The sequence below is a fragment of the Marivirga tractuosa genome (assembly GCF_042140215.1).
GTDB classification, from domain to species: Bacteria; Bacteroidota; Bacteroidia; order Cytophagales; family Cyclobacteriaceae; genus Marivirga; species Marivirga tractuosa_A.
Genome location: NZ_CP159478.1, coordinates 2,233,517 through 2,257,619, shown reverse-complemented (window position 1 = coordinate 2,257,619; position 24,103 = coordinate 2,233,517). Strand labels below are relative to the sequence as shown.

At 33.6% G+C, this 24,103-nt stretch carries 24 protein-coding genes; 4 read left to right on the top strand and 20 right to left on the bottom strand.

Annotated features, from left to right (window positions below; genetic code table 11):
* Positions 1-119: 119 nt before the first annotated feature.
* From ABWH96_RS10285 to ABWH96_RS10275, 3 genes are read right to left on the bottom strand one after another with little or no spacing between them, the layout of a single operon-like run.
* Positions 120-1,664 (bottom strand): RagB/SusD family nutrient uptake outer membrane protein, encoded by a 1,545-nt coding sequence (locus ABWH96_RS10285; protein WP_375581366.1) that lies wholly within the window; start codon positions 1,662-1,664, stop codon positions 120-122.
* A gap of 12 nt (positions 1,665-1,676) precedes the next feature.
* Complete coding sequence (locus ABWH96_RS10280; protein ID WP_375581365.1) at positions 1,677-2,087, bottom strand: hypothetical protein; 411 nt, start codon at positions 2,085-2,087, stop codon at positions 1,677-1,679.
* A gap of 17 nt (positions 2,088-2,104) precedes the next feature.
* Entirely contained in the window at positions 2,105-4,753 is a 2,649-nt protein-coding gene (locus ABWH96_RS10275; RefSeq protein ID WP_375581364.1) for a SusC/RagA family TonB-linked outer membrane protein, read from the bottom strand.
* A gap of 277 nt (positions 4,754-5,030) precedes the next feature.
* Here ABWH96_RS10275 and ABWH96_RS10270 point away from each other — a divergent pair, with 277 nt between their 5' ends.
* On the top strand, positions 5,031-6,065 hold the full coding sequence (locus tag ABWH96_RS10270) for a LacI family DNA-binding transcriptional regulator (RefSeq protein WP_375581363.1): 1,035 nt from the start codon (positions 5,031-5,033) through the stop codon (positions 6,063-6,065).
* A gap of 10 nt (positions 6,066-6,075) precedes the next feature.
* Here ABWH96_RS10270 and ABWH96_RS10265 read toward each other — a convergent pair whose 3' ends face one another.
* The 16 genes from ABWH96_RS10265 to ABWH96_RS10190 all read right to left on the bottom strand — a co-directional run bounded on the left by ABWH96_RS10265 (position 6,076) and on the right by ABWH96_RS10190 (position 16,945).
* Positions 6,076-6,537, bottom strand: coding sequence for a hypothetical protein (locus tag ABWH96_RS10265; protein WP_375581362.1), 462 nt, complete (start codon positions 6,535-6,537; stop codon positions 6,076-6,078).
* Positions 6,538-6,685: 148 nt separating this feature from the next.
* Entirely contained in the window at positions 6,686-6,928 is a 243-nt protein-coding gene (locus ABWH96_RS10260) for a hypothetical protein (RefSeq protein ID WP_375581361.1), read from the bottom strand.
* A gap of 73 nt (positions 6,929-7,001) precedes the next feature.
* Positions 7,002-7,625: a hypothetical protein gene (locus ABWH96_RS10255; protein WP_375581360.1), complete on the bottom strand. Its 624-nt coding sequence runs from the start codon at positions 7,623-7,625 to the stop codon at positions 7,002-7,004.
* Positions 7,626-7,729: 104 nt separating this feature from the next.
* Positions 7,730-8,074 carry a hypothetical protein gene (locus ABWH96_RS10250; RefSeq protein WP_375581359.1) on the bottom strand — a complete coding sequence of 115 codons (345 nt, stop codon included), beginning with the start codon at positions 8,072-8,074 and terminating at the stop codon, positions 7,730-7,732.
* Between the two features lie 153 nt (positions 8,075-8,227).
* Positions 8,228-8,668, bottom strand: coding sequence for a hypothetical protein (locus tag ABWH96_RS10245; RefSeq protein ID WP_375581358.1), 441 nt, complete (start codon positions 8,666-8,668; stop codon positions 8,228-8,230).
* 92 nt (positions 8,669-8,760) lie between these two features.
* Positions 8,761-8,973: a hypothetical protein gene (locus ABWH96_RS10240; RefSeq protein ID WP_375581357.1), complete on the bottom strand. Its 213-nt coding sequence runs from the start codon at positions 8,971-8,973 to the stop codon at positions 8,761-8,763.
* A 159-nt stretch (positions 8,974-9,132) separates the two neighbouring features.
* Entirely contained in the window at positions 9,133-9,489 is a 357-nt protein-coding gene (locus ABWH96_RS10235) for a hypothetical protein (protein ID WP_375581356.1), read from the bottom strand.
* Between the two features lie 546 nt (positions 9,490-10,035).
* A complete protein-coding gene (locus tag ABWH96_RS10230) occupies positions 10,036-10,944 on the bottom strand; it encodes a hypothetical protein (protein WP_375581355.1) in 909 nt (302 codons plus the stop codon).
* Positions 10,945-10,946: 2 nt separating this feature from the next.
* Positions 10,947-11,156, bottom strand: coding sequence for a hypothetical protein (locus ABWH96_RS10225; protein WP_375581354.1), 210 nt, complete (start codon positions 11,154-11,156; stop codon positions 10,947-10,949).
* Positions 11,157-11,343: 187 nt separating this feature from the next.
* On the bottom strand, positions 11,344-11,694 hold the full coding sequence (locus ABWH96_RS10220) for a hypothetical protein (protein WP_375581353.1): 351 nt from the start codon (positions 11,692-11,694) through the stop codon (positions 11,344-11,346).
* A gap of 579 nt (positions 11,695-12,273) precedes the next feature.
* Complete coding sequence (locus tag ABWH96_RS10215) at positions 12,274-12,792, bottom strand: SMI1/KNR4 family protein (protein WP_375581352.1); 519 nt, start codon at positions 12,790-12,792, stop codon at positions 12,274-12,276.
* 10 nt (positions 12,793-12,802) lie between these two features.
* Positions 12,803-13,396, bottom strand: a complete 594-nt coding sequence (locus ABWH96_RS10210; RefSeq protein WP_375581351.1) for an HNH endonuclease — start codon at positions 13,394-13,396, stop codon at positions 12,803-12,805.
* Between the two features lie 159 nt (positions 13,397-13,555).
* On the bottom strand, positions 13,556-14,173 hold the full coding sequence (locus ABWH96_RS10205) for a hypothetical protein (protein WP_375581350.1): 618 nt from the start codon (positions 14,171-14,173) through the stop codon (positions 13,556-13,558).
* A gap of 186 nt (positions 14,174-14,359) precedes the next feature.
* Positions 14,360-15,052, bottom strand: coding sequence for a DUF5995 family protein (locus ABWH96_RS10200; RefSeq protein WP_375581349.1), 693 nt, complete (start codon positions 15,050-15,052; stop codon positions 14,360-14,362).
* Positions 15,053-15,164: 112 nt separating this feature from the next.
* Positions 15,165-15,713, bottom strand: coding sequence for a DinB family protein (locus tag ABWH96_RS10195; protein WP_375581348.1), 549 nt, complete (start codon positions 15,711-15,713; stop codon positions 15,165-15,167).
* A gap of 524 nt (positions 15,714-16,237) precedes the next feature.
* Positions 16,238-16,945 carry an endonuclease/exonuclease/phosphatase family protein gene (locus ABWH96_RS10190; protein WP_375581347.1) on the bottom strand — a complete coding sequence of 236 codons (708 nt, stop codon included), beginning with the start codon at positions 16,943-16,945 and terminating at the stop codon, positions 16,238-16,240.
* A gap of 1,017 nt (positions 16,946-17,962) precedes the next feature.
* Between ABWH96_RS10190 and ABWH96_RS10185 the strand changes: the two genes are divergently transcribed.
* From ABWH96_RS10185 to ABWH96_RS10175, 3 genes are read left to right on the top strand one after another with little or no spacing between them, the layout of a single operon-like run.
* Positions 17,963-19,930 carry an IGHMBP2 family helicase gene (locus ABWH96_RS10185; protein ID WP_375581346.1) on the top strand — a complete coding sequence of 656 codons (1,968 nt, stop codon included), beginning with the start codon at positions 17,963-17,965 and terminating at the stop codon, positions 19,928-19,930.
* Positions 19,931-19,988: 58 nt separating this feature from the next.
* The gene (locus ABWH96_RS10180; protein ID WP_375581345.1) at positions 19,989-21,851 is read left to right on the top strand and encodes an ATP-binding protein; all 1,863 of its coding nucleotides are present in this window, start codon (positions 19,989-19,991) and stop codon (positions 21,849-21,851) included.
* A complete protein-coding gene (locus ABWH96_RS10175; RefSeq protein ID WP_375581344.1) occupies positions 21,851-22,165 on the top strand; it encodes a DUF6122 family protein in 315 nt (104 codons plus the stop codon). The genes ABWH96_RS10180 and ABWH96_RS10175 overlap by 1 nt, the downstream gene beginning before the upstream one ends.
* On the opposite strand, the gene ABWH96_RS10170 is transcribed toward ABWH96_RS10175, so the two are convergent.
* The gene (locus ABWH96_RS10170) at positions 22,162-23,967 is read right to left on the bottom strand and encodes a sodium:proton antiporter (RefSeq protein WP_375581343.1); all 1,806 of its coding nucleotides are present in this window, start codon (positions 23,965-23,967) and stop codon (positions 22,162-22,164) included. The two genes, ABWH96_RS10175 and ABWH96_RS10170, sit on opposite strands and share 4 nt — an antisense overlap.
* Positions 23,968-24,103: the final 136 nt, after the last annotated feature.

The following is a 24,103-nucleotide window of genomic DNA, read 5'->3' as shown; positions in this document are numbered from 1 at the left end:
TAAGCAATAAAAAAAGGAATATCTTACAGACATGATTATTTAGGCTTTTTGTAAGCATAAATGTATAAAAAAGGATAATGGAAAATAATCCATTACCCTTTTTTAGTTGTTAATTAAATTTAATAACCTGGATTTTGCTCCAAATTAGGATTGGTACTCACTGCTGTAATTGGAATTGGGTATAATAATCTTTCCTCTCCTGATTGTGGTTTATACAACCAAGGCTCCAAGAAATCCCCAAATCTAATTAAGTCTTGTCTTCTCCAGAATTCTATATACAATTCACGGCCTCTTTCATCAATGATGTCATCATCCGAAAGGCTAGCTAAAGGAGTTGCTTCACGTAAATCACGTAACTCATTAATCATAATTAATGCTTGTCCTGAATTACCTGATCTGTGTAAGGCTTCTGCTTTCATTAACCAAGCATCTGCATATCTCATAAAAATTTGGAATGGAGGTCCAACACCTGGTTCACCCCCATCAGTTAACTGAGGTGGGTATTTGATCATTCTAATACCAGTTGCTTCACCATGCCCAGTAATTTCTTCTGGCATTTCTCTTGTAAAGAACAATGGAGAACCACCTCTAGTTTCTAATGCTTCACCATCGAAATTATATTGCTGCCCGTACAACATTCCTCTACCTAAATTATCATTTGGTACAAATCCTCTTCTTTCTTCTTGTCCACTTGCAGGTGCATTTGTGTCATCAGGCCCTTCAAACAAAGAGTAAAATTCAGAAGTTGTAGCAAAACCATTCCATCCACCACCATTCAAGATAAAGTTATGATTATAATGCAAAGTATTTGCTATCCTAGGAGTTGAACCATCACCACCAGTTATGATGTATATCGCTTCTGAACTCATTGATGGGTCTTCAAATATACCAAAATAGTCATCTTGGATAGAAAACCCTTCCGCAGTAATTGCATCAACATCAGCAATCACTTGTTGCATATCAGCATTTTCAGCAGTAGCACCACTATTTCCACCATTTAATAAAATATGCTTATTTAAATGGAATTTAGCTCTTAAAAATAAAGCAGATGCTTTTGAAGCAACTCTTAAACCATCTGGATTTCCAGGGCCAGCTGACGGAAGATTACTAATTTGACCATCCGCTAGATCTTCAGTTATTCTAGCAACCGCTTCCTCTCTAGATAATATAACTGGATCTTCTAAAACTGAAGCCGATGGATCTCTATCCGGAACCTTACCCCAAAGATCTAAAATCAAGAAAGTTGCCAATGCTCTCATGTATCTGGCCTCAGCCTCTTCTTGAGCATCTGGATCTGATAATAAGATTTGATTTGCTGAAAAAGTCATTCCATTGAGTCCATTCCATGAGTTCAATATTTGTGGATGGCTTGAATTCCAAGAATGTTGATGAATTTGTCTCCAAACTCCACCATCTCCCCAGTCAGTACCTCTAGTAGGAATTAAGTGTTCATCACCACTTAAAGACATTAATGCGTAAGTATTATCTTGGTAAATCATAAATCCACCAAACGTATTATACAATCCTGTTAGGTTTTCACCTACATTCACCGTACTAAAATCTTGCTCAATTACTTCTGAGTCAATTTCCTCTACTTCTAAGTCGGTACAGCTAAAAGCTGTTACCGCTAAAGATGTTAATAATATATTTTTAAAATTTTTCATTTTAATATTTTTTTAAAATGTAACATTAAGACCTACTGTTAAAGTTCGCGGTCTTGGAAATGGAGTATAGTCAATACCAAATGATGGTATTCCATTTCTGCTCGCAGTATTGGATACTTCAGGATCAATTCCACTATAATTAGTCAAAACAAATAGATTTTGAGCATTTGCTGAAACTCTCATTGCCTTAATGAAACTGTTTTCTCCTAAGTCAAAATTATATCCTACTGAAAGGTTTTGCAATCTTAAAAAATCCGCTTTTTCTAAAAAGTTTGTAGAAACAATTGGTGTATTTCCTTGAGCTTCACCACTTTCTAAAACATCTTCCGTAACGTTTCTACCACTACCTAAACTACCTGCAGTAAAGAAGGCATTGGCAGTATTGTTGTAGATATGGTGACCACCTTGACCATTTAAATACAAGGCGAAATCAAAGTTTTTTAAGTTGCAGTGGTGTTAAATCCAAAGTTCCAAACAGGAATAGGAAATTGACCTGTCAATTCTGGAGTTTCATCTTCCACATCATTCAAACCATCTTCGTCAAAACCATCGGATTCTACCATATAGTAGGCAAAAAGTGGTTGGTTATTGGCAATTCTTTGAGCAAAAGCTCCAGAAAGACCTTGACCAAATATATTTCCAGTATCAAAGAAGAAAGCACCTAAGTTTCTTACTTTATTATCATTTCTAGAAAGATTAAATCCTACATTCCATGTAAAGTCTCCATTATCAATGGCTACGAAATCCATCATCAATTCAAAACCTTGATTGATTACATTAGCATCTAGGTTTCTCCAAGTAAAGTCTGTTGCTGCAGGCTGTGGAGAGAAAATTTGAATTAACAAATCAGTAGTGTTTTTATAATAATAATCGATACTACCTGTTAATCTGTTATTTAGGATACCAAAATCAAAACCACCATTGTACATTGCAGTTTGCTCCCATCTTAAATCAGGGTTCTCAAATGCCACATTAGTTCTTCCTGGTTGCTGGATGGTACCATCATTATTGATGTCTATGCCTCCAAAAGATTGTCTTCTTTGGTGTAAGTTATGTGGAATCTCTTGATTTCCAGTTACACCATAGCCTAATCTTAATTTTAGGTTATCAAAAGCACTTGAAGCCCAATCTTCATCAGAAATTCTCCAGGCAAATGCTCCTGAAGGGAAAACACCGTATTTATTATTACCACCAAAACGAGTAGAACCATCAGTTCTAATTGTAGCAGTAAACAGGAATTTATCTAATAGATTGTAATTAACTCTACCGAAGAATGATTGTAACTCATTATAGTTCCCGTAATTGTTTTCTACAATAGCATTTACTGGAATATTTCCTGGATTACCTAAAGTAGGAGCATTACCAAATTGATTAGTAAAGAATGTATTATTACCAGGATTGTATCCATATTGCTGATAATCACCATTAATAGCGTCTCTTACAGTATTACCCGCTTGAATAGTTTGATCAACCATGGCATCCAAATCTGAAGTACCATAACCAAAACCTGAGACGCTGCGACCTGTAAACCTAAAGTCTTGGTATGAATAACCTGCTAAAATATCTAAGTTACCCTCTCCAACTTTTTTATTGTAGTTCAATAGCGCTTCGAATAATGTACTTCTATTAACATTTTCTACATTACTTCCTCTACCATTATTGGTAATCCCTCTTGTATCAATTACTAAGTCTCTAGAAGTTACGGAATTACGAACTGAATTTGCAAAATCCAAACCTCCATTAATTCTAAAGTTAAAACTTTCAGTTATATCATAATCGGCAGAAATATTTATTAAAGCCCTATTAGTCTCAGCCAAATCTTGATTATACTCTAAAAGGTTATTTGGATTTAGGAAACCTAATGTTTGGAAATCAGGATTTAATGTTGGTGGCGCAATTAAGGCCGCACCCAATAAATCTCCTTGGAAACCGGCATTGTTCGTAATAGGTGCAAAGCTATCGTTTACTCTAGAAACATTGGCAGAAGTATTAAATGTTAATTTATCATCCATCAATCTCTGATTCCAATTTAATCTAGCGTTAAACCTTTCTAATGATGCACTTTGCACAATACCGTTTTGATTTTCATAACCAATAGATGCTCTGTAGCTTCCAGATTCATAAGAATCAGCATAAGAAACATCATGCTTATTTGAAACTGCAGTTCTAAATATTTCATCTTGCCAATCTGTGTCAGCATTATCGAAACGAACATCATCAGGATTTGAGCCTAAACTTGCAACTCCTTCTAAGTATTGATCTCTATTTAATAAGTTATAACGATTAGCAGGAGCAGATATACTTACGTTGGCATTGTATGTAATTTGCTTTCCTAAGCCTTTTCCACTTTTGGTAGTAATTAAGATTACACCATTAGCACCCCTAGCACCATATATAGCAGTAGCAGAAGCATCTTTTAAGATGTCCATACTTTCTATATCATTAGGATTCAAGAAGTTTAATGGGTTTCTAGGACTAGAAGTTCCTAATCCACCATCTGGTTCACCAGCCGTAACATCATTACCAGATAAAGGAATACCATCTACTACGAATAATGGATTATTACCATTTCTTACGGATGAGCTACCCCTTACACGGATATTTACCCCAGCGCCTGGTTCACCAGAAGCTGAAGTAATTTGAACCCCTGCTGATTTACCTTGAATCAATTGCTCTGGAGAAGAAATAACACCCGCATTGAATTCTTTAGAAGTAACACGCTCCACAGCACCAGTAGCATCTCTAGATTCTACTTGACCGTAACCGACTACTACTACTTCAGATAGTTGTTCAACATCCTCTTGCAATTTAACATCGATAACGCTTTTACTTCCAACTTCTTTAGTTTGAGATTTATAGCCAATGTAAGAAAATTTCAAGCTTACGTTTCCTGAAACAGAAAGCTTGTATTTACCATCAAAATCAGTAGTCGCACCATTTGAAGTACCTACTACCAATACGTTTACACCCGGAAGACCCTCTCCGGTTTTTGAGTCTGTCACGGTTCCTGTGACTGTCCTGTCTTGTGCATAAAGGCTTCCTAAGGATAACCAAAACACACTCGTCATAATTAGTAAAAAGTGTCTCATGAATTTTTGAATTTTAGCCGTTTAATAGTTCCATAATTTAATTTTAATTTTTCTGATTTTACATTTTAATCATACATTCTAATTCATAACTGTTTATATTATATTTGGTTTTTAACTTAAACTTAACAACAATGTAAATATTACATAATTTCCTTGCAAGGCTTTGTGTGTATTTTGTACACTTACTATTCCACGTAAACGATTACGTAAATATTTTTGCCGTTTATTTATAATTATTCTAAATAAATAGAAGCGTTTTTATCAAAATAACATCAGAATGGGTAAACATAATATTAGATTGAAAGATTTGGCGAAGGAATTAGGATTAAGTATACCTTCCGTTTCTAGGGCTTTAAATGATAAACCTGACATTAGCTTTGAGACTAAAAGGAAGGTATTTGAGTTAGCTGAAAAACTTCATTATCAAAGAAACCAATTTGCTATAAATTTTAAAAATCAGCAATCTTTTATAATTGGTGTGATCATTCCAAAGATTGTACACCACTTTTTCTCCAATATCATCAGCGGAATTATCAACGAGGCGGAGAAATATGGTTATAATGTTATGTTATTCCAAAGTAATGAATCTTTTGAATCTGAATTAAAGGGCGTTAAAACTTTCCAAAAAAGTATGATTGATGGCTTAATCATTTCTCTTTCGGATAACACACAAGATGTTGAGCATTTAAAACATTTGCAAGACCATGATGTTCCCGTCATTTTAATTGATAGAATTACTCAAGAAATAGATGCTGCAAAGATAATATGTGATGATTATAACGGTGCCTACATAGCTACTGAACATTTAATTAGCATTGGGAAAAGTAAAATAGCGCATATTACCGGCTCACTCACTCCCCATACTACAAAGGAGCGGCTAAGAGGATATCAAAAAGCCCTAACAGACCATCAAAAAACTTTCAATGAGCATTATGTTATAAATTGTAATCTTGAATCAAGATCGGAAGGATATAAAGCCACAATAAAATTACTTTCGGAAAAGGAAATTCCAGATGGTATTTTTTGTGCGACTGACATCACTGCAGTTGGAGCTATAGAGGCCATAAAAGAAAATGGCTTGCTCATACCAGATGATATTGCTGTGATTGGCTTTAGCAATTGGGAAATTTCCTCAGTGGTGGAACCTGCATTATCTTCTATTTCCCAACCTGATTATGAAATGGGAAAAAAAGCTATTGAGCTATTAATTGAAGAATTAAGTTTGAAAAGAGAAAACAAGACTATAAAGCATAAAACTCACATTATGAAAACAGCCTTGATTAAGCGTGAATCAACTATTGGTAAGCAATAAAAGTACTTTTTCAGTTAGGTACTTTTATCATTTCTAAATCAATCAATTTCGACTCCTCATAGCCTATAGATAAATAACCGAAAACCCCACCAGCTGCTTCGGCAACTTTCTTAGCAAGATCTTTCATTGAACTTACGAATTGAAGTGCCCAATATCTATCGACTTTGGATAAAATATCGTTTAGTCTTTCTATTTCCTCTATCACCTGCTTGCTTCTAATTTCAGCATCGCTTGGATAAGAAGCCAATAAGTCATTTAAACTTTTCTCAAAATCTGGCGCTATTTCTTGATAATAACTTAATAATTCCTTTCTGGCTTTACTTTGTTTTATATTAGTAACATTTACAGCTTTTTTTAATTCACTCCTACTAATCTGCTCATCAGCTCCTGCAATTAAAATGGTTACCATTGCGGGTATTTTCTTTAGAAGGTTAATTTCTGAATCTGATAAATTCTTTAGTTCTGGTATCATAGTTTATGGATTATGTTAATTTTCCACCAATATAAATAAAGCGATAAATAATCATGGTAGAATAATAAAGAAAAATTTAATTTTAGATTAACTGAATCCAATCTTCTTTTAATTTTATTATGAATAGCAATTATAGTTTAAATATTGGCTAATTGATAAATAGGCTAAATGTGGGTCTATTTACTGAATCAATAAGTTGAGCGTCTGCTTTGATTGTTAATAAATTATGAGCAGCTATAGCTAAAGCAGCCTCTTCAGAAAGTGAAATTGCTGCATCAGTTGATTTATTGCTACTTACACTTACACTAACTGTGCTTGTACTGCCAGAAAAAGCCAGCAGCTGCCCTAAAGCACTTAGTATAATAAAGAATATCAGTAAAGTTTTTTTCATGTTTCAGTACCTTAATTTAATATTTTTGGTTGAGGTAAATTAGTATATTGTTTATTCACCGTTTAAAAATCTATTATTTTTTTTCATTTTTATTATCTTCCATATCCTTAAAACCATTGACCAAATACTTAAAACCTTTTATTTTACTCAATACAGAATTTGGAAGGCTTGGGAAAGAACCTGTTTCTTTATAAGTCTTATAGGTCTGAGAAAATGCAATGATTGTCAATAACAAAGCTCCAAGTCCTACAATAAAAAATACAACACTTAATACATAAAGTGATATATGTCTTACCCATGGAGAATTCCCTATAAGATATTCATCATTCGCTCGCAACCATTCCATTTGACCATCATCTTCTATCTTAGTGTTAAGATTCATTCCAATGTTTAATATTTCTGTTTTGTTTAATTCCAAGGGTATTTGTTTATTCCAGTTATCCATAGAAAGAATTCCATATTCAGCTAAATAGCTGATCAATTCAATATGCTCATTTTCTGGTATATATAGGTTTACCTTCACTAATTGATCATTTGAAGTGAATAGCCGTAAGCCGAGGTAGTCTTTCGAATCAAAAGCGTAATCGATACTCAACCGTACAATCTTGACATCGGCAGTTGATGGATGCTGCGATTTAGCATTCCGATAGAATGTAGGTGCAATTGCTAGGATAAGTGCAAAACTTAGCCCTAACATAAATCCAAATTTTAATATGTATTCAAAAACTTTCATTCAATTGAGGATACAAAGTATTTAATTATAATCATGTGTACGCTTTTTGCTCGAAACTTACATAAAATTCATCTTCCCTCTTTTTCCAAAATCGAGAGCCATTGAATAATTAATTCCTTAAAGTCCGATGTAGGCAATTCTAAATCAGAGTAACCAACATTACTTCCAATTAACTTGGTTGCATTAGATTCAATATAAGCTAAACCAACCACATCAGCACCTATATCATAAAACTCCATTTCTCCATTTACTACTGCATTTAACTCTGGTAGTAAATCTTCTTTTATATCTTTAGACCTATTCCACAAGTCTAAAAACTGGGCAAGTATTTGAAAACTTTCAATATCAGTCACAAAATGGCTTCTATCCAAAATAGTCTTTAACTCCAGATTATATTTCTCAAACACGTTCATATTTTATATAATTGTTAATCTTTCCTAACCTAACAGGATCACGTTTCAGAACTCCTAGCACGTGGGCATCATCTAGCATTCTCCACCAGTCGACCAAGGGCAAAAATGCTATAAATCATAACAGTCCGACCTTCTTGATAGCTTTTTAACCTTCTATCCTCCCTTCAATAAACGAACCTGGCTTTCTATTCTCCTTATCAAAGCCGAAGGGCTCTCTAAAAAATTTCGAACAAGAAATTCATCGTGCTCTACCGCTTCTGGTTGATTATTAGGCAATGTCAAAACTAATTTACTATCTCTACTATCCAGTAGAACAAATATTCTGAAGTTCCTATCTGCAATGGAAAACTTGAGAAAAGGAACTAGCAACTCCACACTGTCTGGGTTAAGATCTTTAATCACGTCACTAGATTTTTCCAAAACCTGTTGTGCTTCTTTTATTTCATTCTCAACATACTCCCTGCCTGATTCGGTAATTTCAAATGACTCCATCTGATCATTTCCAGGTACAATCTTTTCAATATGGCCAGAGTCAAGAAATGCCCTTAAAAAATCGCTAGGAGGAATGTCTGTTTTAAAATTATAGACTATCATTCGGTCAAACTTGTAATAAGATAGCCTGCCACCAATTGACACTAGGTAGCATAACACCATTTTTTTTATTTGTTCTGATATTTTCATTGTAGTTAAGGTGCATCAGGGTGATAAATTGGAGAAGTGCCTTCATGAATAGCATAATCCTCCAAACTTGCGGCATGAGTATTATCCCAAACGCCCGAAGGGTTTTGCCCATCCGGTACTCCTAAGTTTTTGTACCTCTGATATTCAGTTAATTCGTGAGTATAAAACCCCGCTGGCGCACGCGTCTCGCGTGTGTCCATCTCCACTGTTGGCATCATATTCAATAAGCTTGCCACTTAAATCTACACTATCGGTTCTTGCACTGCCAGAAAAAGCCAGCAGCTGCCCCAAAGTGCATAGTGTAATAAAGAATATCAGTAAAGTTTTTTTCATATTTCAGTACCTTAATTTAATTTTTTTGGTTGAGGTGAAAGGGGTTAGTCTTTCACCTCTTGTTTTTTACTTTTTATCTGACTTAATCCTTTTTTTCCATATTCAAACTCACAACCATTTAAGCATTTTTTAATATCCGATTCCGAAGGGTAGAAATCATATTTTATAATTGTAGAACGACAGGTGGGAGAGAACAAAACCAGCACTGTATCCCCTTCAGTTTTACTCCTAAAATCCTCATCGTGTACTTCCATGAATCTGTCAAAGGAATTACCCTGATAATTATATAAGACAGTAAAGTGACATCTTCCCTTTTTAGAAGAATGTTTTGACAAAATTTTCGAAGAAATCACTACGCCACCATTTTCTTTTAAATCATCAATTTCAGTTTTATTTTCCATCTTTAAAATTATAGCGAAATAGACTAGTGTTAATAAAAGAAACAACTGGACTATACGATCTTTATTCAATTTCACAAATACTGAAAAAAGGAATCTATGTAAAAAAATCACAGTAAAAATTATTATTAACCATGACTCTAAACCATCAAGAGGTAATGACCTTTCACAAACAAAGAGTGAATCAAATTTCATGGTAGCATAAATTGAGGCACATAATAGTAAAAGCCAGAAACTACTTCTTATCCATCTATTATTCATCATCAGAAACTAATTCTTGAATGTAACCAGTAGTCATAGCTCCCCCCGCTGGCGCACGCGTCTCGTGTGTGTCCATCTCCACCGTTGGCATCATATCCCTCAAGCTTGCCACTTAAATCTACACTATCGGTGCTTGTACTGCCAGTAAAAGCCAGCAACTGCCCCAAAGCGCTTAGTGTAATAAAGAATATCAGTAAAGTTTTTTTCATGTTTCAGTACCTTAATTTAATTTTTTTGGTTGAGGTGAAAGTGGTTAGTCTTTTGCCTTTTGTTATTTAAACTTATATACTATTCATCAAAGAATACTCCGTTCCTAAAATCAAAAATTAGTAGTTTATCATTTTGCATTAACTGCTCTAATAGATACATGTGGTCGTTAATAAAATCCCCATCTGAGTCTTCGTCTCCCCAAAACTCAACACGACTTTTGCACGAAGCTATAATAGTTTTGTCCTTGCTGCCAATGTAATTCTTAGCTATCTCTTCGGATTCCTTTAAAACACCCTCGCTCGTATCTAGCTGAAAATGAAAATAGTAATCACCTTCCATATTTACCAACAGGTGTTGTTCATTATGGAAATAAACCCTATCCCCTGAACCCTTCTTAGCATAATAAGCTTTTAATGCTTGCTCTATCTCCTTTAAATCGAAAGATTCATCCTTGACCAGAATAAAATACTGATAGCTAAAACCTCCTTTGCCAGGGATTCTACTATCTGAAGACGCTTCAACTAATTTATCCTTTACATATGCCTTCTTTAATTGAAATAAAGCATAAATCTTATCACTTTCTTTTGAGTAAAGAATATTGGGGACACATGAATTAAATGGATTAAATGCCCCAAAATTCCCATCAACATTAAAATAGAAATTATACACTTCTTTTTTTACCGGAGCATCAGAGATAATCCATTTATTGTCTCCAGATATATTTTTTATGAAAACTTCACCTATATAGAATGAAATTGCATCAATTTCTTTCGGGTTTTCTGTTTTTAATATTGCATTTGGGGTATCATATCTATTAATTATGTACTCGCCTAATTTCAATAATGAATCAACTCCAAAATCCATTGATATTGAATACTCTTTTGGCAAACTCTTAATCCATTCACCTAAAAATAAATCTTTATTAGTCAGCCACTCTTGTAAATTATCTTCTCTTTGCTTAAGCTCTTTTACTGTTACTTTATTCATTTCTATTTCATTAAAATCAGTACTTTCCCATCAGCTCTAGCAACTGGTGTTTTTAACAATTGCTCAAGGCTGACTTGGCCTTTGTCTAGGAAAATCCAGTCCATATCATCAATCTCACCTGCTTTAAAAAGTTCGATATCCATTAACGCTTCCTTTTCAATCTCCAATAGCGCGCGTTGCGAAGCATAACGCGTGCCCACTGCTGGCATCATATTCAATAAGCTTGCCACTTAAATCTACACTATCTGTGCTTTTACTGCCAGAAAAAGCCAACAACTGCCCCAAAGCGCTTAGTGTAATAAAGAATATCACTAAAGTTTTTTTCATATTTCAGTACCTTAATTTAATTTTTTTGGTTGAGGTAGATTTGTAGGCTTCTTATTTTTCAGCCTTGAATAATCATTTGTTTTTTTTTAAAATGTTTTTACGAAACCTCATAAAAAAGAGCATGATCTTATCATAATCATCATCATTTACTTTTTTTCTTAATTTTTTGTAACCAAAGTAAAAGCATAGTAACCCTTGCAAAATAAAGTAAATCAAAATGCATTCAGCACCATATCCGTCTGTAACCCGTTCCGAGGTTCTGCCCATTGCTAGTAATAATCTTCCAGTACTTGATATTTCACTAGGATCTCTGTATGATAAGTAATCAAACCTTACGTAGCCGTAGATCCCGCCGATTAATGAAATGGGGAGACCCATCATAAATAAAAACCAGTCATACCAACTTTCTTTATCTCTAGACATTTATTCATTTATTAACACTAATAATTCTTGCTTAGTAATTGCAATACCGTATTTGGTACAAATTGACAAAATATTTTATCACTAAAAAAAACTAATTCTTTAATGTACCCAGTTGTCATTGTACCAAATGCACCTTGATCTACCGATATTAACGTATTGGTTGTTTTATCTTTTATCATTTCTATGGCTAAATGACTTTGTTCTTAAATTATTGAAATATTTCCGATTCAGGCATTAATCTGCCTCAATAATTTGCCATACAGCAAAACTCCAATAGCGCGCGTTGCGAAGCATAACGCGTGCCCACCGTTGGCATCATATCCCTCAAGCTTGCCACTTAAATCTACACTATCGGTGCTTGCACTGCTAGAAAAAGCCAACAGCTGCCCTAAAGCGCTTAGTGTAATTAAGAATATCAGTAAAGTTTTTTTCATGTTATAGTACTTCAATTAATATTTTGGTTGTCTTTCTCGGCTGTTAATTATTGATTCACTGACTTTAATTTTCCTGCTCATTTAGTTCATTTTAATTTTTCTATCAGGCACGCGTGCGCTAGCGGGGAGGCTAAAAGTATCTTTTTTATTCTTTAACCCGCCAAAAATCTTCTCCCCAGTTCTTATAAAGCTTTTTTTTGGAGTCACTATACTCAAACGTAAATTTTAAGTTTCTTAAAAAGGAATAGATATTTTCTTCTATTAAAACCAGTCCCCTCTCATATTCAAAGTATAGTTTATCTAAATTATTTTCTTTAATCCCTAGCAAGATTGTTCCTCCATGAGAATGCTCTGTTATAGGAGCAACTCCATGTTCAACCCATGAATCACTATTTGATTGATATTTAAAAATATTGTCAACGGGTAAAAAATCCTCAAAAAATAAATTCTCTCCCTCTTCAGAATAATACTCATAGTAAGTAAGTGTCTGAAGCTCTTCTTGACTATCTATATAAATATCTCCAAAAACACCTTCAAATTGAGTTATAAAAGATTTATATACAGGAGGTAATTTAAAGCCATACTCATCTTCCAAGTTTTGGACAGAAAATGCCTCTGACCTATACTTTAAAAAATCTGCAAAATTTTTACGTATTGATTCCATGTTCTATTCATTAAAATGTTGGGTCATTAAATATACCTATTAAATTATCTTCATCCCCTCTAAGTATTGAATCTCCTCCAGAATGCGCAAAACCACCATCACTAGCATTATGAATTTTAGAAGGTACAGGAAATAAATCCTTTCCATTCTGATGGTGGTGCCAAGTGTGTGTTATCCACTCACCACTTTCGTCTTTTATATCAATTGTAGTTTTCTTTCGCTTACCAGGAGCGGAAGGAGTTCTTCGAACTTTATCAGCAGGAAAATTTTGCAAAGCCCAATCTGTAGCATTACCCAAATCCCCTCCATTTGTTCCTTTTAAAGGTCCTGGAAACCTTGGTATAACTTCTTGACCAGCATTATTAAATACTTTACGGTTTTTCATAAAGTCGTCAAACTTTGGAAACCCAAACTTGTCATAAGTTATTGTTACATCACCAAAACCATCTATAGTTTTTGAAAATGTAAATGAAGGTGCAGAAGGTCTTCCATTTGGCAAAGGCATATTTTGATAAAGTTCCTTAAGTCTAGTCTTTTGAACAGAAGTTAATCCATCCAATAGCGCGCGTTGCGAAGCATAACGCGTGCCCACTGCTGGCATCATATCCCTCAAGCTTGCCACTTAAATCTACACTATCTGTGCTTTTACTGCCAGAAAAAGCCAACAGCTGCCCTAAAGCGCTTAGTGTAATAAAAAATGTGAGTAAAGTTTTTTTCATATTTCAGTACCTTAATTTAATTTTTTTGGTTGAGGTGAAAGTGGTTAGTCTTTTGCCTTTTGCTTTTTACTTTTTATCTGACTTAATCCTTTTTTACCGTACTCAAACTCACAACCATTCAGGCATTTTTTAATTTCAGCCTTTGACGGATATAGGTCATAAGCTATGCTAGTGGAGCGACATGTGGGTGAATACAATAGCAATACGGTATCACCTTTCTTTTTTCTTCTAAAATCTTCATCACTGACTTCAATCCACTTTTCAAAGGAATTATTTTCATAATTGTACAAGACATTTAATTTAGAATCTCTTTTCTTAATCGACATTTTATCGACAATTTCCGAAGAGATCACAATTCCACCATTTTCTTTCAAATCATCAATTTTATTTTTATTACTTATCTTCAAAAATATGGCAAAATAAGCTAAGGTTACTATACCAAACAGACCAAAAACATGGTCTTTATTTAAATTTAAGAATACTGAGAAAAAGAATTTGTACAAGAAAAACACAGTAAAAATTATTATTAGCCATGACTCTAAACCATCAAGTGGTAATGACCTTTCACAAATAAAGAATGAATCAAATTTTATGGTAGCATAAATTGACCCACTTAATAATAAAAGCCAGAAGCCACTTTTTATCCATCTATTCTTCATCATCTGAAACTAATTCTTTAATGTACCTAGTTGTCATAGCCCCAAATGCACCTTGATCTACCGATATTAATGTATTTGTTACCTTATCTACTACCATTTCAATTGCAATATCGCTTTGTTCTTAAATTATTGAAATATTTCCGATTCAGGCATTAATCTGCCTCAATAATTTGCCATACAGCAAAACTCCTAAATTACCCTAATTATCTGATTACTCAAATTCACCACCTTAGCCTCTTGTTTCTGCCTTATTATTTCCTGCTCCTCAGGTGTAGCGGCATGCAATAAATCTTGAGTGACTTTCCACACATTGCCCCTCCAGCCTGTAATCAATCTTGAGAGTAACCATTCATCCATGCGTCCCATTAATTTGTCAAGTACGGCCATAGCTGGTGACATAGGAGCAATCACATCATCCTGAACAGCATCAATGGTTTCGCCTATTATGATGTTTACGATTTGGTGATCCCTTTTCCTACTGGCCCTGACTAATTCATCTGAAGTATGCCATTCTTTTTCTAAACAATCATATAAAGCTAAAGGCAAATCATAATTGATATGGGCATTTACGCCAATAAGTAGATTTTGAAGCACATGTAATTTTTGTTGGCATGTACAATCATGTACTTGTTTCCATACTTTGGGGGTTTCAAGAGAAACTTGATCATAATGATCCAGCGCTTCAAAATAGTATTCAGAAAACCTAACCAGCAATTGTGTCACCCATTCGGAATCCGTAAACTTCCCTTGCTTTACGGCCTCATACATATTGGCACTCATCATATTGTAGCACCTTAAAAAAACATAACGATTATCTCTGGTCTTCTCCCAGCTTTCAATATGATCATCCATACGGCTGAGAAGTGTTTCAACTGATTGCATAATTCAAATATAAAGAATCTTAAAATATTATATTCTATATATTAAAATTAATATTTACAATAAATTTTATTGATATTTTTAGATTAACATTACCAGAGTCAAAATCATACTTTTATTTAGGGAAATCTTTATGATGATTGATTGACTCTATCTGATATTGATGGTGCTTCAAATGTGCCACAAAAAATTGCAGTGTTTGTAAAACATTGAGTTTACCTACTGCAGGATGCACAAAGATAAAGTGATTCACTTTTTCCTTTGGAAATTCATTTAGGAAACTGAACATATCATTTCTTAAATTTTCCCATTGATGAGTAAACTCATGTGCATCACGGCTTATGCCTAAACTGTCTTTCTTTTCCGATAAAACTTTAGGGGCTTTGTATTTCTTTTTTGAATTTAAACGGTTGACCAATAGAATAGTCTTGATTTTTGACTTCAATCCTACTTTCTCATTTTTCCTGTTAAAATCAAAATTTTGCATAAACTGCAAACTGATATTTTCTGATGTGTATAGATGTTGCATAACATCCAGCATTGACCAAGATCCTTCTTCAGGATGAAAGTTTAATTGCTCATCTGAAAAAACCTGAAGCAAGGCATCGTAATATGCTTTTGCTTCTTCCAATCTAGTCCAATGCTTTTGAATTTCTGGATTCATATTTTTTAAGAATTATAGAAATCTGAAATTAGGAATAATAATTGAAATTAAAATAGTAGACTACTATACAATCCGAAGCCACTAGAAAAAATAAGGACAGCCAAAGGCTGTTTTCTTTTAACCACAAAGCGACACTAAGTTATACTCAAAGTTTCACAAAGAATGGTAAGCCAATGTCAGACATTCTACACAACCAGCCATTTTTAGCAATCTCTAATTTCCAATCTCATAGAATAGGATTTATTGATAAAGTTAGTCTATGTCGGACATTCTATTGATAAAGATAGAATCTTTAAGATAGTATGCGATATTCTAACTGATAAATGTTCACTTAACCACAAAAGGAAATGACAGCCAAAGGCTGTTTGCTTTTAACCACAAAGCGACACTAAGTTTTACTCAAAGTTTCACAAAGAAAGGTAAATCCGTGTCTGACATAAGAACGGTTAATCCAGACCCCGAGAGAAGAGAAAAAAGAGGATACAAAAATTGACTCTTTATATGCTATTTTAGTTTAGAAAGTATCAATCAACTAAGGTAAATTTCATCCAGACTGGAAGGTGATCTGATATATCTTTGGCGGCTCTTAACACATCTGCATCAATCTTCCGAATCTTATTTTTATTATAAAATATATAATCTAATCTTTCATAAGGTTTGTCAGTATTAAAAGTAAAATAGTGAGACTCATCTTGGAGATATTGATCTTTAGAAATTGCCTCTTCTATTAAAGGATCATTTAGAAATATTTCAATTGTTTTTTCTTTCTCTATAACTTCGGAAGCAAAAGGAGGACGGCTGTTAAAATCACCCATCAAAATTACAGGATAATCTTTTGACCACTTATTAAATTCAGCCAAAACCTTTTCGGCTTGAAGCTCTCTGGTCTCCTTATCGAAAGCCTCTAAATGAACGTTCATAAAAATAATAGTATCTGAATTATATTGTACTTTAACGGTTTGTAAAATTCTATTCAAATAAAAAGCATTATAGTAAAAAGGGGCATTGATAGGCATATCCAAAATAAACAAATCATTCGAAACTATTTGCATTTTACTAAGAACACCTTGTCCAGACAATATTCTTCCAAAATGATTTTGGATAGGGAAATATGGAAAGGGTACATATGATTTATCCCAGTTTACTGCATAAGCACCTTGAGTAAAATTTAGATGATTAGCTAAGCTGTCAAATTGATTATAACCAAAACTTCTAGCAGAATTAAAATCCACTTCTTGCAATCCAATTAGATCAAAATTATAGGTCTCTAATAATTGAATTGATCTAGATAAATTATTAGCAAATAAAGATTCGTCTCAATCAACAGCTAGGTTGTTTGTCATTCCAGATAAGTACCCAATATTATAAGTCATTACCGAGAGAGTATCGGATGTCTTCTTAACATTGGAATCATAAGTTATTATTTTATCATAAGCTTCACTGTTGTTGAAACTTGAACTTCCCCAAAAGTAAAAAGTGATAAGGCCAGCAATAAAAACAAATACAATTGTTAAGATTATCTTTTTCATAAAAGCATATTAATAAAATTACTTCAAATTAATTTCGAAAGGCCAATTAAAATAAAAATTACAAGAAAAGAGTAAATTATATTATTCCAATACAGATACTTTTTGACAAAACAATTGGTAATCCAATCTAATCTTGGCAATCGTCAAACACAAATAAACTTACTAAATCATCGAAATTGAATAAATAGGAATAACACAAAATTCAAACGTATTTAAAATAATTAATATATTTATTATTCCTTACAATTATTGCTTCAAAATAAGAAAATAGTGGTATAAAAATAACAGAATAATATTTGGCAGTAAGAATGTAGGGTAAAATTTAACCCAAGTAACTAATTAAACCTATACTTTATTAAAATTTCATTACCATCACATTTTTAGCAAGATATATATCTTTAACAATTTATAACTTTAAGTAAAAAAATATGACCAAATAAAATATGGAGAACTGAAAAATTAGGAAAATAGCTAAAAACCATCTTAAAACTAAAAGAAAAGTTTTAAAAACGATAATCCCATTAAAATACAATATAGAAAATAGGGGTTTTAAATGAATTTTAGAAAAATGAGTAGTTTATGACTGTAAATGATCTTGAGAATGAAGACTAATGAAAATATATAAATTGCATTTTATTGAGCTCCCCTATCCCATAACTTGAGTTAAGAAAACTATAAGCTTTTACTTAAGTTTGTGTTCCCAAGAACAGATTTATATAAATGAAAAGGTTTCAAGATATAGCTCAATACAAAAAGTACTTTTCAAGCTTAATCCAAAAAGAGAGAAAAGCTGAAATGGAATTTCACTTAAATGAAATTCAACTCTTATCGGCTCGACAAAGAGAAGCTAAAGGTAGAGCGATTTTAACGCTTACTGGTAGAGATGCCGGCACTGGAATTGGAGGTGTATATTTAGTTAAATTAGTAAGAGGATCTGGCCTACCGGATAATGAAATTTCAAATGGTGATGTTGTAATTATTTCCAAGGAAAAACCTATTGGAAATGAAGAGCAAGCCACGGTGGTAAGTAAGACCAAAAGAAGCATTACCATTGCTTATAATAAGGTGCCTCCCTATCTTGTTTTTGGAAGAAATTTAAGACTTGATCTTTACTCCAATGATATCACTTTTCAAAGAATGCTTGATGCCATTAGCAGCTTAGAAAAGTTACCCAAATTGCAAGATTTCATAAAATCTAATATTGACTTATTCTTAGAAGAACAAAATCTTAAAACTCCTATCAATTATACAAAAGTTTTAAATACCAAACAGGAGTTAATTGTTCAAAAAGCTTTGAACTCAAATGATATTTTTCTAATACACGGCCCACCAGGAACTGGTAAAACAACTACCCTCTCCTATTTAATAAAATCCTTTTTTAAGGAGGATAAAAAAGTTTTGGTTACGGCACCTTCCAATACAGCAGTAGATAATATTTTAGAAAAATTACAATCTTTGGAAGTCCCTTCTACTCGAATTGGTAACCCGGTCAGGATGGATGAAAATCTGCTCAACTTAAGCTTGGATGTTCAACTTCAAGACCACCCAGATTACCAACAAGCAAACGGAATATGGAACAAAATTCAACTCTTAAAAAAGGAGCAAGAAGACTATGTTCCCGCTACTGGTCAAAATAGAAGAGGGCTCAGCGATCAAAAAATAATACAATTAGCAAGTTCTAAAAAACCATACCGAGGAATACAATCTGGCAAGCTGAGAAAGATGGCTAAATGGATAAAAATACAACAAGATATAAATAAAAATTTTGAAGAAGCTCAAGCCTTACAAGAAGCCGCAATAGAAAGTATTTTAGAGAAAAGTGCTATCATTTGCACTACCAATTCTTCAGCTGGAAGTGAACTTTTAAAAGACATTATTTTTGATGTTGTGTGTATAGATGAGGCTACACAATCCACCGAACCAGAAGCTTTAATCCCCTTAGTAAAAGGTAGGAAATGGATACTGGCAGGTGATCACCAGCAGCTTCCTCCTACCGTAAAAGCAAAAGAAGCAAGTGATTTGAGCATTAGTCTTTTTGAAAGGTTTCAGGCAGAATTACCAGAAAATAGGATTGATATCTTAACTATACAGTATAGAATGCACCAAGATATTATGAGGTTTTCTAATGAAAATTTTTATCAGAATCAACTGAAAGCACACCCAAGTGTAGCTCACCATACCTTAAAAGATTTACCAGGCTTTGAGCCTTTCCCTTATATTAATCCTGCGATAGAGGCAGTGGTTCAATCTTCAAAACCAGTAGTATTTATTCCCTGCTTTGAAGGTAAGGAAGAGCAATTAGCAGATAGCCATTCGTGGTTTAATAGGGAAGAAATTGCTTTAACTAAAGAAATTACGGATGCATTATTATCTTCCAGATTGTTTCCTGAGGATATCGGAATCATCTCTCCCTATGACCAACAGGTAAGCCGTTTAAAATCTACTTTAAAGGACTATCATGTAGAAATAAAATCTATTGACGGCTTTCAAGGAAGAGAAAAAGAAGTGATTATCATCAGTTTGGTACGTTCCAATTTAGAAGGCAATATTGGCTTTTTGCGAGATTACAGGAGATTGAATGTCGCCTTAACAAGAGCCAAAAGAAAATTGATCATTATAGGTAACCCCTCTACCCTTCAATCTAACCCTGTATATAAGTCATTTATCGAAAATCTACAAAATCAGTAGAAGATGCGCGTTTTAAACTTAAATTAGTATTTTAACTGTTAAATAAGACTACTCATTAATGAAGTTGACTTACACATTTTTTTTAATTCTTTTGATAAGTCTTACTCATGGCATCTATGCAGAGGATTTACCCAATAAAGAGGACAGTATAATAAATGCAATCAATAAAATCAGGTATAATTATCCCGATTCAGCATTTGTCATTACAGATAAATACATAAATGATGCTACAGAAAAAGAGCTTTTTTATGCGGAATTGCTCTTTATAAAATCTGCCATTCAATATATAAAAAGCAATTATGTGGAATCCCGGAATTCCTATGAAGAGCTTTACAAAGTCTCAAAAGAACTGAATTATGATATTGGAATTGCCAGGGCTTTAAATGGCCGTGGATTAATCTATCTGGGGCGAGAACTTTATGAAGAGGCTTTAAAAGAATTTGAGAAAGCATTGGAAGTCAATACTAAAATAGAAAACCCTAAAAATATTGCAACTAACTTACTGAATATTGGAATATGCTCTCAAGAACTAAAATATTGGGATAGAGCCTACAATTCTTTGAAAAAATCATATAAAATCTCTTTAAATAATAATCTTGAACTATATGCTTTAATGAATATGAACCGATTGGGTTCATTATTCTTAGATAAAAACCAATTGGATTCTGCAGAACACTATTTAATAAAAGCCAATAAACGAAATCTTAATCAATGGGAGAAAAGCTATAATCTAAGTGGTTTAACAGAGCTAGAGATCAAAAAAGGGAACTATAATAAAGCAATAGAATATGGTTCAAAGTCTTATGCAATTGCAAAAGAATTAGGTGCCAAATGGGATATATCTCAAGTAGTATTAAGGCTAAGCAAAGCTTACGAAGGATTAGAGGCATATGATAAGGCTCTTGAATATCATAAATTATATAAAACCTATAGCGATAGTCTGTTAAATGAGGAAATGAATCGAGAAATCAACTGGGCAGAATTACAGCAAACCAAAGCTGAAAATGAACAACTCGTGATTCAAAGAAATTTGCTATCATCAGTAAGAGACCGAAATCAATTGATCATCGCACTTCTTTCCACTATTGTTTTATTCTTAATAGTATTAGCCCTTTTATATCGAAGACATATCAATCAAAAAGAAAAATACAATCAGAATTTAGGAAGCATTAATAGGCAATTAGCTGAAAAAAAGGTGTTGATTGAAAAGCAAAATGAAGATTTGAAACAGATCAACAACACTAAAAATCGCCTATTCTCCATTCTTTCACATGATTTAAGATCTCCCATCAATTCCATTAAGCAGTTATTGGATATCAGGGGAAGCATATCTGAGAAAGACGTCCAAAGGTATATGGAACAATTGACTCAAGAAGTAGGCAATGTAAATCAACAAATTAATCGTTTATTAAAATGGTCAAATAAACAAATAGACGGATTCAAAACGGATCCTATAAATGTTCAGTTAAATGATATAGTGGAGCAAAATTTAGAATCAATAAAATACATAGCTCAAGAAAAGGGAATAGCACTTAAGCATAATCCTTCAAAAAACTTAATCTATATTGATCCTGAACAACTCAATATTATCATCAATAATCTCTTCAATAATTCCATAAAATACACTTCTAAAGGAGATTCAATAGAGATTAATTACTCACAAAATGAGAATTTCGTGTTTTTGAGCATAGAGGACAGTGGGATTGGTATGGATAATGAAACTTTGAGTAATTTGAATGGTGAAGTAAATGAACGCTCATTTTCCAGGAAAGGAACCGAAATGGAAACAGGAACAGGCTTGGGAATGTTGCTGGTGAAGCAATTTTTAACTTTCAACCATTCCAGTATAGAAATTAAAAGCGAAGAAGGAAAAGGAACCCGTTTCATCCTAACTTTCCCCAGAGCAAAAGAGGTCTTATAATGATTGCAAGCATAATCCACTATAGCCTTCATTTTATAGCGCCTTTGGGCATTGCACGTCTCTATAGCAAAAACTGGAAAAATGCTTACTATGTTTTATTAGGAACCATGTTGGTTGATTTAGACCACCTTTTAGCCAGTCCAATATTTGATCCTGATAGATGCAGTATTGGTTTTCATCCTCTGCACTCCTATTATGCCATTCTGATCTATTTCTTTCTACTATTCCCAAAAAGAAGCCGTTTGGTTGCTATTGGCCTTCTTTTTCATATGTTCACGGATAGCTTGGATTGTTGGCTTCAGGGGACTATTTAAAGCGATTGAAAAGGAAAAATCATCGGTAAAAATATAGTAGCTAATAGCCAGAAAAGTAAATTTAACATCACTCCTACTTTAGTAAAATCTGTGAATTTATAGCTTCCTGCTGTATAAACCATAGTGTTGGTCTGATATCCAATAGGCGTCATAAAGCTAGCGGAGGCAGCAAAAGTAACGGCCATTAAAAAAGGCGTAGGAACCAATCCTAATTGAGTACTAATGGCTATTGCTATTGGTGCCATTAAAGCAGCAGTAGCATTATTGGACATTAATTCTGTAAGAATAGAAGTGGCTAAATAGAGACCGCTCAACACAATAACAGGGCCAAAGGCTCCCAATTGATTCAGTAGTCCGCCCGCTATAGTTTGATCGAGTCCAGTATTACTTAATGCCACTCCAAAGCTCAAAACCCCAGCTAGTAGAAACACTATTTTCCAATTAATAGCTTTATAGACTTCCCTCATATTCATGATATTCAGTAAAACTAAAGCTACCACTCCCGCCATTACTGAAATAACAATATCCAAAATACCAAAAGTAGCCAAGGCAATAACCAAGGATAAAATTCCCGTAACTATAAGAAACTGTTTTTTATTGAAATCAATCACATTATCGGATGATAGCAATGCAAATGGAGCATTTTGGCTCATCTCTTTTTTACGTAATTCTTTTACATAGTGAGATTTGACTTCCGCCAATAATACATCTCCTGCCTTCAATTTTATATCATACAAATCTTCATGCAAGACCTCCTCTCTATGCCGAATGGCTAGAGGAGAAGCTCTAAAACGTCTTCTAAAGTCAACTTCTTGCAGGTTTTTTCCATCAAATTCAGAATTGGCACTGATCACCATTTCTACCAAAGAAGTGCCTGTACCTTGTAAATTATCACCTGCCATTTTAAGGGAGGAGCCTTCTAAAACCTTTGCCCTACTTTTTAATTCCTTGATGTTGGATAGGTTACAACGAACTTTCAAAATATCACCAGCATGCAAAATAAAATCCCCTTGCGGTAAATTATATCGTGTGCCCTGCCTATTAATTTCAAGAATATCAATTTTCAAATCTTTTACAAGGGGGCTTTGCATAATAGTCTTGCCAATAGAATCTGTGCTATCTTGCAATTCTATTTCTGTAAGGTATTCCCGCATGCCAAATTTCTCCTCTAAATCTTCATCATTCTTGCGGTTTTTAGGTAAAATTCTAGAACCTATAAGCATCATATAAAGCGTGCCCACTCCAACTAATATTAAGCCAAAAGGCATTAATTGAAACATACTAAAGCCATCATAGCCAAAATCCTGTGCTATACCGCTTACCAAAACATTAGTAGAGGTACCAATATAAGTGCAAGTCCCACCAAAAATGGAAGCAAAGGAAAGCGGGATTAATAATTGAGATGGACTTTTACCAGTGCTTTTAGCTATCTGTATCACAACAGGAATGAAAACTGCCACTACAGGAGTATTATTAATAAAAGCTGAGATGATTGCTATCAAAAGCATCATCATGACTAAGCCAAGTCTGAAATTTTTCTTGAAAATATCAGACAATTTATAGGCTACAAATTGAAGTGCGCCTGTTTTTAAGAGTGCTGCACTCATCACAAACATAAAAGCCACTGTGATGGTAGCAGTATTACTAAAGCCCTGAATTCCTTCCACTGGACTGATGACACCCGTTATTACTAAGGCGCAAATAATCACCAACCCGATAAGGTCAACCGAAAGCTTTTCGGAAATAAATAGAATGATTGCTAATACAATTACTCCTAAGGTTGCAATAGTTTGAAAGTCCATAAATTAGGTTTAACAATCACAAATATAGGATGGAAAAACCATATAAATCTACTAATCCTATAGAGAATTAGAAAAAGTAGAAAGTCAAGAGATATAAATTGACATATTGAATTGGATAATTATTGATAACACATAA

Coding starts and splice junctions, on each gene's coding strand:
- ABWH96_RS10215 (WP_375581352.1), bottom strand. CDS start 12,792: ATGGAATCAATACGTAAAAATTTTGCAGATTTTTTAAAGTATAGGTCA.
- ABWH96_RS10235 (WP_375581356.1), bottom strand. CDS start 9,489: ATGGAAAATAAAACTGAAATTGATGATTTAAAAGAAAATGGTGGCGTA.
- ABWH96_RS10230 (WP_375581355.1), bottom strand. CDS start 10,944: ATGAATAAAGTAACAGTAAAAGAGCTTAAGCAAAGAGAAGATAATTTA.
- ABWH96_RS10265 (WP_375581362.1), bottom strand. CDS start 6,537: ATGATACCAGAACTAAAGAATTTATCAGATTCAGAAATTAACCTTCTA.
- ABWH96_RS10245 (WP_375581358.1), bottom strand. CDS start 8,668: ATGATAGTCTATAATTTTAAAACAGACATTCCTCCTAGCGATTTTTTA.
- ABWH96_RS10260 (WP_375581361.1), bottom strand. CDS start 6,928: ATGAAAAAAACTTTACTGATATTCTTTATTATACTAAGTGCTTTAGGG.
- ABWH96_RS10185 (WP_375581346.1), top strand. CDS start 17,963: ATGAAAAGGTTTCAAGATATAGCTCAATACAAAAAGTACTTTTCAAGC.
- ABWH96_RS10200 (WP_375581349.1), bottom strand. CDS start 15,052: ATGCAATCAGTTGAAACACTTCTCAGCCGTATGGATGATCATATTGAA.
- ABWH96_RS10250 (WP_375581359.1), bottom strand. CDS start 8,074: ATGAACGTGTTTGAGAAATATAATCTGGAGTTAAAGACTATTTTGGAT.
- ABWH96_RS10270 (WP_375581363.1), top strand. CDS start 5,031: ATGGGTAAACATAATATTAGATTGAAAGATTTGGCGAAGGAATTAGGA.
- ABWH96_RS10275 (WP_375581364.1), bottom strand. CDS start 4,753: ATGAGACACTTTTTACTAATTATGACGAGTGTGTTTTGGTTATCCTTA.
- ABWH96_RS10285 (WP_375581366.1), bottom strand. CDS start 1,664: ATGAAAAATTTTAAAAATATATTATTAACATCTTTAGCGGTAACAGCT.
- ABWH96_RS10255 (WP_375581360.1), bottom strand. CDS start 7,625: ATGTTAGGGCTAAGTTTTGCACTTATCCTAGCAATTGCACCTACATTC.
- ABWH96_RS10240 (WP_375581357.1), bottom strand. CDS start 8,973: ATGATGCCAACAGTGGAGATGGACACACGCGAGACGCGTGCGCCAGCG.
- ABWH96_RS10220 (WP_375581353.1), bottom strand. CDS start 11,694: ATGTCTAGAGATAAAGAAAGTTGGTATGACTGGTTTTTATTTATGATG.
- ABWH96_RS10205 (WP_375581350.1), bottom strand. CDS start 14,173: ATGATGAAGAATAGATGGATAAAAAGTGGCTTCTGGCTTTTATTATTA.
- ABWH96_RS10210 (WP_375581351.1), bottom strand. CDS start 13,396: ATGATGCCAGCAGTGGGCACGCGTTATGCTTCGCAACGCGCGCTATTG.
- ABWH96_RS10180 (WP_375581345.1), top strand. CDS start 19,989: ATGAAGTTGACTTACACATTTTTTTTAATTCTTTTGATAAGTCTTACT.
- ABWH96_RS10195 (WP_375581348.1), bottom strand. CDS start 15,713: ATGAATCCAGAAATTCAAAAGCATTGGACTAGATTGGAAGAAGCAAAA.
- ABWH96_RS10175 (WP_375581344.1), top strand. CDS start 21,851: ATGATTGCAAGCATAATCCACTATAGCCTTCATTTTATAGCGCCTTTG.
- ABWH96_RS10170 (WP_375581343.1), bottom strand. CDS start 23,967: ATGGACTTTCAAACTATTGCAACCTTAGGAGTAATTGTATTAGCAATC.
- ABWH96_RS10225 (WP_375581354.1), bottom strand. CDS start 11,156: ATGATGCCAGCAGTGGGCACGCGTTATGCTTCGCAACGCGCGCTATTG.